The 611-nt window shown below is 62.4% G+C and carries 1 protein-coding gene; it reads left to right on the top strand.

The window, feature by feature from the left end; all coding sequences use genetic code 11:
• On the top strand, positions 1-611 hold a 611-nt coding region (locus tag A5624_RS24065), incomplete at both ends, for a spirocyclase AveC family protein (protein WP_156749175.1).

Genomic DNA, 611 nt, shown 5'->3' with positions numbered 1-611 from the left:
CCTCTCGTGGCCAACGCGGTCTTTGCGTGGATCGGCCTGCCAATTGCGGTGTGGTGGTTCATCATTCGGCCGTGGCGTCGTGAGCGGCGAATCACCCTGGACGGGATGCTGCTGATCTCCTGCGGTCTGCTGTTCTTTCAGGATCCGCTGCTGAACTACTTCAACACGTGGAGCACGTACAACACCTGGATGTGGAACCGGGGCTCGTGGGTCCAGGACATTCCGGGTTGGGTGTCGTTCGGGAAACCGGGCGCGATGATGGCCGAGCCGTTCCTGATGAATGCCCCGGGCTACTTCTTCGTCCTGCTCTGCACGATGCTCGGCTGCTGGGTGATGCGCAAAGCCAAGCAGCGCTGGCCCAACATCAACACCTTCGGCTTGATCGGCGTGGTGATCGCCTGGACCTTCGTCTTCGATTTCGTCATCGAGGGTCTGTTCCTCATGCCGATGGGGCTCTTCACCTACCCCGGCGCGATTCGGGCGCTGTCGGTCAATCCCGGCACCTACTACCAGTGGCCGCTCTATGAAGGGCTCATGTGGGGCGGTGTGCAGGCCGGACTGTGCTGCCTGCGCTACTTCACCGACGACCGCGGCCGCACCTTCGTCGAGCG

It is taken from the genome of Mycobacterium sp. 1482292.6 (assembly GCF_001672995.1).
In the GTDB taxonomy this organism is placed as follows: domain Bacteria; phylum Actinomycetota; class Actinomycetes; order Mycobacteriales; family Mycobacteriaceae; genus Mycobacterium; species Mycobacterium europaeum_A.
Note: the sequence above shows the minus strand (reverse complement) of the source record. Positions and strands in the feature narration are given on the sequence as shown.